The sequence below is a fragment of the Mycobacterium sp. genome, assembly GCF_035603715.1.
In the GTDB taxonomy this organism is placed as follows: domain Bacteria; phylum Actinomycetota; class Actinomycetes; order Mycobacteriales; family Mycobacteriaceae; genus Mycobacterium.
In genome coordinates, this window is sequence record NZ_DATNJW010000347.1 from 1 (window position 1) to 11,755 (window position 11,755).

At 64.3% G+C, this 11,755-nt stretch carries 8 protein-coding genes and 1 pseudogene; 6 read left to right on the top strand and 3 right to left on the bottom strand.

Features of this window, described 5'->3' with window-relative positions; all coding sequences use genetic code 11:
• Positions 1–91 precede the first annotated feature (91 nt).
• On the bottom strand, positions 92–922 hold the full coding sequence (locus tag VN856_RS14455; RefSeq protein ID WP_414686959.1) for a cutinase family protein: 831 nt from the start codon (positions 920–922) through the stop codon (positions 92–94).
• A 195-nt stretch (positions 923–1,117) separates the two neighbouring features.
• On the opposite strand from VN856_RS14455, the gene eccB reads away from it, so the two are divergent.
• Positions 1,118–2,536 (top strand): type VII secretion protein EccB, encoded by a 1,419-nt coding sequence (gene eccB, locus VN856_RS14460; protein ID WP_325690154.1) that lies wholly within the window; start codon positions 1,118–1,120, stop codon positions 2,534–2,536.
• Here eccB and mycP read toward each other — a convergent pair.
• Both mycP and eccD read right to left on the bottom strand, forming a co-directional pair.
• Positions 2,483–3,814, bottom strand: a complete 1,332-nt coding sequence (gene mycP / locus VN856_RS14465) for a type VII secretion-associated serine protease mycosin (protein WP_325690166.1) — start codon at positions 3,812–3,814, stop codon at positions 2,483–2,485. The genes eccB and mycP overlap by 54 nt on opposite strands.
• 53 nt (positions 3,815–3,867) lie before the next feature.
• Complete coding sequence (eccD, locus tag VN856_RS14470; RefSeq protein WP_325690156.1) at positions 3,868–5,298, bottom strand: type VII secretion integral membrane protein EccD; 1,431 nt, start codon at positions 5,296–5,298, stop codon at positions 3,868–3,870.
• 150 nt (positions 5,299–5,448) lie between these two features.
• Here eccD and eccCa point away from each other — a divergent pair, with 150 nt between their 5' ends.
• From eccCa to VN856_RS14495, 5 genes and pseudogenes are all read left to right on the top strand, one after another.
• Positions 5,449–9,282, top strand: coding sequence for a type VII secretion protein EccCa (eccCa, locus tag VN856_RS14475; protein ID WP_325690158.1), 3,834 nt, complete (start codon positions 5,449–5,451; stop codon positions 9,280–9,282).
• Positions 9,279–10,505 carry a type VII secretion-associated protein gene (locus VN856_RS14480; RefSeq protein WP_325690160.1) on the top strand — a complete coding sequence of 409 codons (1,227 nt, stop codon included), beginning with the start codon at positions 9,279–9,281 and terminating at the stop codon, positions 10,503–10,505. Before eccCa ends, VN856_RS14480 begins: the two co-directional genes overlap by 4 nt.
• Positions 10,506–10,596: 91 nt before the next feature.
• Complete coding sequence (locus VN856_RS14485; RefSeq protein WP_325690168.1) at positions 10,597–10,917, top strand: WXG100 family type VII secretion target; 321 nt, start codon at positions 10,597–10,599, stop codon at positions 10,915–10,917.
• A gap of 11 nt (positions 10,918–10,928) precedes the next feature.
• On the top strand, positions 10,929–11,234 hold the full coding sequence (locus VN856_RS14490; protein WP_325690162.1) for a WXG100 family type VII secretion target: 306 nt from the start codon (positions 10,929–10,931) through the stop codon (positions 11,232–11,234).
• A gap of 439 nt (positions 11,235–11,673) precedes the next feature.
• A pseudogene (locus VN856_RS14495) lies at positions 11,674–11,755 on the top strand (50S ribosomal protein L13); the annotation flags it as partial.

An 11,755-nucleotide genomic window follows, 5' to 3' on the forward strand; every position in this document is an offset into this window, starting at 1 on the left:
ACGCCTCGAATCGATCGTGACGCGAGGGCCATCGGGCGCAGATTCATGACACGACAGTAGCGGTCACAAGATCAGCGTGGCGACCGCCTGATCAATGAAACGCGGCGGGCTGGGTCTGGCTGACCACGGTCGGAGCCGGGACGTCGGGGTTGGGGTTGGGCCCCGGCAGCGGACCCTGACCAGGCAGCGGGCCCTGACCAGGTAGCGAGCCCTGACCCGGTCCGGGCGGGACGCCGAGATAACCGGAGCCAGGTGGAAAGCCCATCGGCCCCTCGGGACTGGTCGGGGGGAGTATCGACAGCAGCCGGGTGGCCACGAAGCTCGCGGCTTGGTTGGTGTAGACGGGCACGTAGCCGTCGGTGTGCCCGCTCCACTGATTGCCCTCGCCGGCGTGGCAGATCGGGTCTTCGGGGTTGCAGTAGTCGACGGCCTTGGCGCCGAACATAGCGCTCTGAGCCGCGATCGTTCCGCCGCTACGGTCGGCCGGGTTGCCGAACGTGGTGACCGCGATGACGTGGCTGGCGTACTGCGGCGGCAGCGAATCGCCCCAGCCGACGCCGCCGATATGCGTTCCGGTGACGATGTCGACCACCGACGCGCCCTGCGAGTACCCGCCGAGCACCTGCGGGGTGCCCGGGCACTTGTCGGCCACATCCTTGATGTGCTTGATGGCATCCTTGGCGCCGTCGTTGCCGTGCAGCTGCAACAGGGTGGCGCGGTAGTTGACCGGGTAGGCGTCGACGTTCTTGCCGGTGTTCTGGCGGATCCCGTCGACGAGGGCCTGGCCGACGCGGCCCAAGCCGTTCGGCTCGTCGGTACCGCGGGCGAAGGTCACCGCGATATCCGGGCAGTTGTCGGCCTTGGCCGACGGCACCGCGCTCTGAACGGCGCTCGGCGCGACCGCCAGGACGGCTGCGGCCACCACAGCGGCGGCGCCCAGGCCAGCCCAGCGAAAGCTGCGTGACCAGGCATGACGTGATGCAAAACGGGTCCTGCGGCTAATGCTCACCAGGCGATTCTACGGATTTCCGGCCCCGGGGTCATATCCACGGCTTCTAGGGGCTGGCTGTGGATCGCCGAGGGCCCGCGGCGTGACCAGTACATATCGTCGTCCGGGATGGTGTACCAACCGACCACGAGGCTGCAGATCAGCGGGTACCGATTTATGCGGCGCCGCATCGAATGCGCGCTGCTGGGCAGGGACCTCCGCTCAGTGAACGAGCCAATGCGCGCGCCTGCACAGTCGCTGATGGCCGGGCTGGCGTTGGCGGTCATTCTGCTGGCCGTTTGCATGGTGCTGGCCCTTCTGCGTCCGCAGCCAGGATTGTCGACCGCTCCGATCTTGATGGAGAAGCAGTCGGGGGCCCTCTACGTTCGGTTGGGCGAGACGCTGCATCCCGTGCTGAACCTGGCTTCGGCCAGGTTGATCGCAAAGACAAACGCTGACCCGCAGCCGACAGTCGCGTCGGCGCTCAGTCGCGCCAGAAGGGGTCCGCTGCTGGGTATCCCCGGCGCCCCGCAGTTCTTGGGCACCCCACTCGACGAAGACGAATTGCGGTGGACGGTCTGCGACAGCCGCGACGGTACGACCGTTGTGATTGGCCGCGGGGAAGGCCCGCAGTCCCATCATCTTGCCGGCGCTCAGACCGTGCTTGTCAGGCCGTCGCCGGCAGGATCGACCTACCTTCTCTACAGCGGTCGCCGGTCTGTGGTGAACCTTGCTGACGCCGCGGTCGAGCGTGCCCTCGGACCCGAGGGTCAGGTCCCAAGAACGGTGTCGCCCCTACTGCTGAATATCATCCCGGAGGCGCCGCCTTTGACCGCGCCGCGAATCCCTGATGCCGGCATTCGCAACTCGAGTTCGCTTCCGGGTTTTCCGGTCGGGAGTGTGCTCCGGGTGACGCGAACAGGCGGCGACGAGTTTTACGTCGTCCTTGCCGACGGCGTTCAGCGGGTCGGACAGCTTGCCGCCGATCTCGTGCGATTCACAAACCCGCAGGGCACCCGGACCGTGATGTCCGTCGCCCCTGACGTGATCCGCAATGCTCCGGCGGTGACACGGCTACCGGTGTCTGGGTTCCCCGACCAAGCGAAGAATCCGCGGCCTACCGACGATGGGACGCTCTGCGTGGGGTGGACGTATGCGGCGTCGGGAAATGTCGACGTCTCGTTTTCGGTTGGGGGACTACCCCTCTCGGACGGCGAGGGGCCGGCATCCTTGGCGCAGGCGGACGGAAGCGGTCCAGCCGTCGACGCCGTCTATCTCCCACCAGGGCGCAGTGCGTATGTCCGCGCAACCGGCCTGTCTGGCGGCAACATTCGCGCAGGCACGCGATATGTCGTCTCCGACACCGGTGTTCGATACGCCATCCACGACGATGACGCGGCGCATGACCTCGGAATGCCCGACGCGATGGTCGCTGCACCCTGGCCATTGCTGGCCAATTTGCCCGCTGGGCCGGAATTGAGCAGGGCCAATGCCTCAGTCGCACAGGATGTTCCGGCTGCTACCCGATCGGACCCGGGTTCGTCGTAGGCGCGTCCACATCCCGCCGACCGCCAGCACCACGACCAATAAGCCACCGCAGATCGCTGCCCCGTTGAACGCCGCGTTCCGGGCGCGGTGGTCGGGACGGGCGTCAGGGGACGGCTCAAGGATCGGGGCCGATGTCCGGGCTGGCGGAGCGGGTGGAGCGGTCGGAGTGTCGGTGCTGACCGCGGCAAGGACGTCCACCAAGCCTGCGCCGACCACCGGATCCCAACCACCGGGCGGATGATGAGCGGTGGCCTTGATGCGTTGCATCACCTGACGGGCCGTCCACGTCGGGAATCGGGACCGGATCAGCGCGGCCACGCCAGTGACCACCGGCGTGGCATAGCTGGTACCTGACAGCGGAGTCGAACCCTGTTGTCCATCAACGGCGTTAGCTAGTCCCCCGCCGGTCGAGCTCAGTGATACCACCCCTTCGCCGGGCGCGGCGACATCCACCCACGGCCCAGCCATGGTGAATGCCGACGGTTCGCCACGGACGTTCACCGAGCCCACGGTTAGCACATAGTCGTCGTACCAGGCAGGGCTCACGACCACCGTCGCTGAGTCCGGCGTCGCATCGGCTTGCTGAGCGGGGCACTGCCCAGCGCCGATGTTCCCGGCAGCGACCACGACAACGGTGTTCTTGACGTCGACAGCGTAGGACAGCGCCGCACCGAGTGCGCGGTCGTCGAGCGCCGACCCGACGCGGGCGCACGCGACAGAGGAGATGTTGATGACCGAGGCGCCCAGGTCAGCAGCAGTACGCACCGCCCGCGCCATGGTGTCGACGTCCCCGAAGCCCGTGGCGGACGGATCAGCAGCGGGTCCGAACTTCGTGCTGGACTGCCTGATGCTGATCAAGTCAGCTTCGGGGGCGACGCCACTGAAGTCATCTGTGTGCTTGGGATCCGCCGCGGCGGCAATGATCCCGGCTACTGCCGTACCGTGGCCGTCGCAATCCTGGGTGCCATCGCCGGTGAATACGTAATCACCGCCGGCCATCAGGTGAGACAGTCGCGGGTGCGTTGATACGCCTGTGTCGATGACGGCGACTCGCTGGCCCGAGCCGCGGGTCAGCCTCCAAACCTGCTGCAGGTCAAGCGCGGCGAGTTGGGCAGCGTCGTTGGATGGAGTGGCGTCACGTGTCATCGCGGGCACTGCGCAGATCTCCCGCTGCACGGTCGGTTGCGGCGGGCTTGGCGGTGCCGGCTGAGGGAGTCGACTGTTGTCGATCGGCGGCGGCGACACCGCTTGTGCGGGCGATGCGGCACACTGCGGCATCGCCGCGACTAAGGCAACCACCACGCAATGGCGGGTGCGCCGTCGCGCTGTCCTCACAATAGGTTCAAGCTACGTGTAGCGCTGTACAGCCCGCAGAGCCAAACGGCCAGCGGGACAACGACGGCCAATGCGAGGTACTCCAGCAGTTCGACACACCGCCGCCCGATCGGAGAGACCGTCGTCGTGTCGCGGATTGAAGCTAGATACGTTGCGACGCCGCCCAGTATCAACGAAACCGCGGCGACATGGGCCGTCCATTGCGGGTACGCGGCAGCAGTAGCGACGAGAACAGTGCTGATGGTAGCTATCCCACAGATGATGAGCGGAACGGATCTCGCAAGGTCTCGGTGTGCGCGAGCCCGCAATAGCAGGACGCCGCCGGCCACGGTGGCGAACAGGAGGCCGGGGAATCGTGGCTCGCCGGTCAGGAACGATCCCAATGCTGCGCCGATCGCTCCTAATGCTGCCGAGGCCGAGAAGGCGGCGGTCAAGCCGGTAAGCCAGGCATGGGCACGGATTGCGTTGGCATTCAAAAAATGTGGACTGGAGGACTGGAGATCTGCGGTGGGTTCCGCCGTAGACGGGGACAGTCGCGCAAGCGTGACCGACAGTGGTGCCGATGCTTCGACAAACGCCAACGATATGGCTGTGAACGCTGCGCAGTTGCCCTGCAGTGGGATAGCGGTGATCGTCGCTACCATGGCCGCGGTCGCGCCGGTCGCCGCAAACGTCAGTAACGCGGTGAATGCTGCTGCGTAATTGGATATCGCGCGCATGGCCGCCGCACATGTTGCGGCAGCCGCTGCCGCGAACACCGCGTTCGGAGCGCCCGGCTTTCCGGGTACGACCAGTAGGCCCGCCAGCGCGGCGAAGCTAGTGGCCAGCGTGCCCCATATGAGTCCTACGGACTGTTCGCGGGCAACACGATACGCAATAGCTGCCCCCAGCAGAGACAACAGCGCGATCGTTGCGGCAACGCCGGCGCCGGCGGCGCGATGATCGTCGTTTGGGTGAAACACGGTTCGGGTCAGCACCGTTGCGGCTACGCCAGCCAGCCACATAGTTGCCAGCAAGCCCGCTAGTTGAGCCCTTCGCTGAGTCCAGCAGGACTCCATCACCGAGACCGACGCAGACACCGCTTCCGCTTCGTCATCGAAACGTGGGGCCATCAATTCAGTCGGCGAGCTTGTCAGGAGCAACGCGGCGCCATCTCGAATCCCTAATTGGGCGAGTGTCTTTGACGGGTTCAGCGCGTTGCTGCCCGGAAGCGAGAGCTGATAGTGAACAGCGAGCGGCCCGGCACGAAATCCACTACTGCCAGTCAAGATGTCCACGATCGGTGGAATCAGCAATCCGATGGGCGTTGCTGCGGACAACACCAGATCGACGCGAGCGGATTCGGCATCAATCGATAGCCGACGTACTCCTCCGCCGCCCAGGTGTGATCCGCCATTTTGGGTGGGTACTGCCAAAGCGTGCTGCACATCGACCTCCGTTCGCCAATACGGACGCTAGCCGGGATGTCGCTGCCGCCCATGCGTTGATCCACAGCCGACTTGCCGCTGATTTCGACCGTGCTTACCGTGCCAATCGCATCCGGCGAAGCGGTTGCGGTCAGATGTTGGGAGGGCTGGATGCGGTCGTTCGAGAGTGGTGCAACTGCGGAGCACGTGCCGACCGAACGACTGCCCCGGCCGCCGTACGACACCGCGGACATCGCCGTCGCCGCACCACAGGAAGTGGCCCGGCAGGCGCGGCTGAGTCCAATGGTCCGGCTTCTACCGATCGTCACGGCGATCGCGACGGTGGGGGCGATGGCGGTGGCTTACTATTCCCGGTCGGCGGTGGCGCGAAATCCGTCGTTCTTGATTTTTCCGTTGATGATGCTCGTGTCGACGGTGACGACTGTCGTTGCCAACGCGGATCGCCGTCGCGGCGCGATTAATGCCGAGCGCGCAGATTATCTGGGTTACCTGTCCGACATGCGGGCCGCAGTCGTCGATACGGCTACGGCGCAGCATCAGTCGCTCTTCTGGTGCCATCCTGATCCCGACTCGCTATGGACCCTGGTGGGTGGTTGCCGGATGTGGGAGCGGCGAGCTTCGGACTCGGATTTTTGTCAGGTGCGAATCGGACTTGGAACTCTGTCGCTTGCTACGCGGTTAGTCCCGCCGACCATGGAGACTACGAGCCGGCTGGATTCGGTCGCCGTGACCGCGCTAGACCGATTTCTGCGCACCCATTCGACGGTCCCGAACGTCCCCATCACCCTCGCGCTGCGCGAAGTGGCAGCCGTGAGCGTCGGCGGCGACATGACCCACGTGCGCGCATTGTTGCGCGCGGCAATCTGTCAACTGGCAGTTATGCACAGCCCGCGGCTGGTATTGATCGCCGCCGCTGTCAGCGACCACGACAGACAATACTGGGAGTGGTTGAAATGGTTGCCGCACAATCGACATCCCCACATCAGTGACGACGTCGGGCCCGCGCGGCTGGTGTATGCGTCGCTGGCAGCGTTGATCGAAGCACTCGCCGGCGTGACGAAGGACCGGCTGCCCGCCGGTCCGCTGTCACCGCATGTGGTGATCGTCGTCGACGGTGTCGTTGACGACACCGAACGAGTGAACAGCGCTGCCGGCAAAGCCATTACGACGTTGACGATCGACGACACTGAACCAGTTGGGACACTGCGGTTGCGGGTGAGTGACAGCGAAGTGCTCATTCGGACATCGATCGACGATGAAGTGGCAGCACGACCGGATGCCATGAGTTACACGGCTGCGCTGGCGTGCGCGCAAAGGCTGGCCGGCTACCGGGCAAGCGGCGTGGATACGTCCAAGCCGACGGATTGGTCGGACCTGATCGGAATCGGTGATGTCGCTTTCTTTGCACCGGAACAATGCTGGGCCGGTAGGGGGCCCCATGATCGGCTGCGTGTTCCGATCGGGATCACGATGACGGGTGCGCCGGTGGAGTTGGACATCAAAGAAGCCGCCGAGAGCGGAATGGGACCGCACGGACTCTGCATCGGGGCAACCGGTTCCGGCAAGTCGGAGTTCTTACGGACAGTCGCGTTGGGCATGATGACCTGCCACTCACCAGAGGATCTCAACCTGGTTCTCATCGACTTCAAAGGCGGGGCGACATTCGCAGGGCTAGAGCCGGCGCCGCATGTCGCCGCCGTCATCACGAACCTGTCCGACAAGTCGGCCTTGGTCAGGCGAATGCGTGATGCTCTGAACGGTGAGATGAATCGCCGCCAAGAACTGCTTCGAGCGGCGGGCAACGTCGACGGGATCGCCGCCTATTCGAGAGCGCGACGAAGCGGAGCTCGACTATCGCCTCTGCCAACACTGTTCATAATCGTTGACGAGTTCTCCGAATTGCTCAGTCAACATCCAGATTTCGCCGATGTCTTTGTGGGCATCGGTCGACTCGGACGGTCGTTGGGCGTGCATTTGTTGTTGGCAAGTCAACGCCTTGAGGAAGGCCGACTGCGCGGCCTGGAATCGCATCTGTCCTACCGGATATGCCTGAAAACCTTGTCGATCAACGAATCGCGGATGGTGCTCGGTACGTCCGACGCGTACGAGCTTCCCAGCGCGCCGGGCGCCGCCTATCTGCGTGTCGGCACCAATGGATTGATCCGCTTCCAGACTGCGTACGTGTCGGGGCCGTGCCGGGTCGACGCACAGCTTGCCGAGACCCCTGAGCGAGAAGAGAAGTCAGCGCCGGTCCGACTATTCGCCACCGAGCCGATCGGGCAGGTTACCGTTGCCGGTCGCACGGGGATGGATACAGTCGAGCGCCGCACTGTCCTCCAGACCGTCGTCCAGCGGCTATCGGGGCACGGCCCCCGGGCGCACGAAGTGTGGCTGCCACCGCTCGGAGCGGCACCGATCCTGAGCGCCCTACTGGTCGACGGTGAACCGACGTCCCCGTTGACAGTTCCGATCGGGATCGTTGATCGTCCGTTCGAACAGTGCCGGACGCCACTGGTCGTCGACTTGTCCGGAGCCGCAGGCAACGTCGCTATTGTCGGAGCGCCCCAATCGGGTAAGTCGACAGCGTTGCGCACGCTTATCACCGCGCTGGCAGTCACCCACGATGCGAGCGCAGCCCAGTTCTACTGCCTCGACTTCGGGGGTGGGACGTTGGCAACTCTGCGAGAGTGGCCCAGCGTGGGGTCGGTCGCCGGACGCGCCGATCCCCAGTTGACTCGTCGCACGATTGAGTGGCTCAGCGCACTCATTCGATCCCGCGAAATGCTCTTCCACAACCACGAGATCGAATCGATGGCACACTATCGGCAGCTCAAGGAGAACCGGGATCCGCGGTGCGATCGCTTCGGTGACGTCTTTCTGGTCGTAGACGGTTGGCCAAGCCTGATCCGGGAATTCGAGGCCGTCGAACCATCAATCGCAGCACTTGCAGCTGAGGGCCTCTCGTACGGCGTGCACGTCGTTTTGTCAGCATCGCGTTGGGCCGAGGTACGCCCCGCGCTACGGGACCAGATCGGGACGCGAATCGAGTTGCGGCTCGGTGATCCCGCGGATTCCGAACTGGATCGACGGCAGGCTCAAGAAGTTCCCGAGGGCAATGCCGGTCGGGGGCTTTCCAGCGATGCGTTGCACATGGTCATAGCGCTACCCAATCTTGACAGCGAGGATTCGGGTCGGCGCCGCGACGGCTGGATTGCGCCGCCGATCCCGCTCTTGCCGACGCAGGTCGACCATTGCGAGGTGATTGAGCGCGCGGGCGCCGCTCAACTCCGACCTCTGATCGGCCTTGAGGAGAGCGAATTATGCCCGGTGGCTATCGATTTCGCGCAACATTTACATCTGCTGATCCTCGGTGACAACGAGTCCGGAAAGACAGCCACGCTGCGCACCATCTGCCGTGAGCTAATGCGAACTACTACTAGCGCGCAATGCCGATTGTTTGTCGTTGATGTGCGACGGTCGTTACTTGGCGTCGTGCAGCCCGAATCCGGACACTTTGGCGGATACCTTGCTTCCGCCGATGCAGTCGGCGAGGGACTGCCGCGCATCATCGAGCAGTTGCGTCGAAGAATGCCCCCTCCGAATGCCACGCCACTGCAATTACGTCAGAGGTCGTGGTGGTCGGGTCCAGAGATATACGTTGTCGTCGACGATTACGACCTAGTCGGCAGCGGCGGCGGCAATCCGCTGGCTTCGCTGGTGGAGGTGCTGCCGCACTCCAGAGACTTGGGTCTGCACCTGTTGGTGGCACGCCGTAGCAGCGGGGCAGCCCGCGCCATGTTCGAGCCACTACTCGGCGGGCTGCGCGATGCCGGTGCCATGACACTGCTGATGAGCGGAAACCCGGACGAGGGGTTGACGATTGGGTCGGTGCGCGCATCGTCCATGCTCCCTGGTCGCGGCACGCTGATTACGCGGCGGTGTAGCCCGCAGCTGATCCAAGTCGGCTGGAGTCCGCCACCTTGAGGGCGCACATACTTGAGGTCGGTCCGAGCGCGGTCCGCCGATTATGTTGTGGCGGAGCCACTGTCGCTGATAGCGAGGCGGAAAAGGCTGCTTTCGAGCATATCGACGACCCGGTAACTCTGATCGACCTTCGTCCGGTCAGCGTCGAATCGCTGTGGCGTTCGGTGTTGGCGGCAGCCGACTGCGGTACCACCGAAGACGTGATCGTCGTTCACCCGTCGTGGTGGGCGCCGGAGCGTATCGATGTGGTTGGCGCGGCTGCGCAAGTTCTTGTCGGCCCCGTTGTGCTGCGATCTCGGTCGTGGTTGTTGGGGCACGCATCTCAAGCCAAGTCTGAGCTTGCGACGTTGGTTGTCGAAATCGCCGATGATCTCGTGGCTGTGACCGGCGGTGCTGTGGTGGCCCAGACTCGCCATCGGGACCAGCAGGCAGTAGTCGACGCGGTCGTGCGTTCCATCCTCGCGATGATGTCGGACACCATGGACCTAGTGGTGATCGATGCCCCGAGAACGGTGCCCGGCGCCCGCAGCTTGTCCGCTTTGATCGCCCGAGAACTTCGTAATTCTGGTGGCACGGTCGCCGCGCTGGAGCTCGATGACATCGGCTTGAGAAATCTTGCCGGAGAGATTGTTCCGCTTGAAAGCCGTGCAGGCGCCGCTTGCCGCGATGCCGTTTCGGGGGATGTGCGCCGTGGTTTTTGGAGGCTCGCACTGGTTCTAGCGGTGATCAGCGTCGTGGTTGGCGTGGGCACGGCGATCCGTCACGCACCACCGCGCAATCGTGACGACAGCATTCCCACAACGTATGTCGTTGAAGGCCGCGTTGGGCTCAAGGTTCCGGCTCAATGGCCAGTACGACGCGTCGTGACGGGACCCGGTTCGGCGCGGCTGCAGATCACCTCACCATCGGATCCGGAAGTCGCGTTGCACGTGACGCAGTCGCGGGTCGCTTTGTCGTCTTTGGACGCGACCGCCGAGTTTCTCAAAAGCGCGATCGACGCTGAACCTGCTGGAGTATTCGTCGACTTCAACCCAACCGGCCACATTGCAGATCGTCCGGCAGTGACCTACCGAGAGATCCGGTCTGGTCATGACATCCGCTGGACGGTGTGGGTCGACAAAGCTGTTCGGATCAGCGTCGGCTGTCAAAGCCGTCCGGGCCACGACGAGGCCGTGGACCAAGAATGTGAGGTCGCGGTCCGGTCGGCGCGGACATTGGAATGAATTTGGCGGAACCAGATCGGATCAGCGGGCGTCTTATCTGTCGTTGGCGCGGCTAGGTCCGCGGCTGTTGGCAAGAGGGGATCACGTGAGCATTCCGACAGGTGGCAACGCGCTCGGCACCGATTTCGACCTCATGCGCTCGGTCGCTGCGTCTATCGATGCCCGCAATGAGGAGATTCGAGCGACGCTGCAGTCATTCATCGGTCGTATGAGCGGCGTACCGCCATCGGTATGGGGCGGAATGGCGGCATCGCGTTTCAAGGATGTGGTGCAACGGTGGAACGCGGAGTCGATGAAACTGCATCACGCGCTGCAGAGCATCGCGGAAACCATTCGCCACAATGAAGTCGCGCTGCGCGACGCGGCCGAGAATCATGCGCTTCACATCGGCGCTGCCGTCGGGAACCTGTGAGGCCACCGTCCATGGACTCGCGGCTGTCATACAACTTCGACGAGATCGAATCCTCTGTCCGGCAAGAAATCCACACGGCGTCGGCGCGGTTCAACGCCGCGTTGCAAGAGCTGAAGGCGAGCGTTGCGCCGCTGCAGGAGCTGTGGACTCGGGAAGCTGCCACCGCCTACGGCGTCGAGCAGTTGAAGTGGCATCAAGCGGCCTCGGCTCTCAACGAGATCTTGGTCGACCTGGGCAACGCGGTGCGCGAGGGCGCCGATGATGTCGCCGCCGCTGATCACCGCGCTGCCGGCGTATGGGCCCAGCAGGGGCGGTAGTCACCCGAAGACTCTGCGCGGTCCCGTTGGTAAGGAGAGACTGGCGGGACCGCGCAGCCATATCCGAGAGCGGAATCCGCTCAACAGGTCGGGAGGGACTCCGCACGTGCTACAGAGCCCGCACGTGCCACGAAGAGAACGACCGTGGCACCGATGGGGACTCTGTGCGGTGATGTTCGCCGTCGGCGGCCGAGTAGGTAACGACGCAGGGACGTGGCGTCGGCATCGACGTCCACTGATTTCGTCAAGTTGGGCGCTCTGCATAGAGAGTGTCATCGGCGCGTTTTGACCTGCGCGGATAGCCGCAGGTAAGCTGCTCCGTTGGCGTGCGGTACGCCGGGACTCGGGTCAACGTCGGTCGCCGAGAAATCCCTTCCGTACACGCCTGACCGGCACCCGGGTCACCGGGATCCACCCGAGAGAAGAGAAGGTAAGCGCTGTGTCCACCTACGCGCCTAAGGCGGGTGACACCACGCGGACGTGGTACGTCATCGACGCCCAGGACGTGGTGCTCGGTCGCC

Bases quoted from the DNA above. Each gene is read 5' to 3' on its own strand.
- eccB (WP_325690154.1), top strand. From the start codon at position 1,118: ATGGTGTACCAACCGACCACGAGGCTGCAGATCAGCGGGTACCGATTT.
- VN856_RS14490 (WP_325690162.1), top strand. From the start codon at position 10,929: ATGGACTCGCGGCTGTCATACAACTTCGACGAGATCGAATCCTCTGTC.
- eccCa (WP_325690158.1), top strand. From the start codon at position 5,449: ATGCGGTCGTTCGAGAGTGGTGCAACTGCGGAGCACGTGCCGACCGAA.
- mycP (WP_325690166.1), bottom strand. From the start codon at position 3,814: ATGCCGCAGTGTGCCGCATCGCCCGCACAAGCGGTGTCGCCGCCGCCG.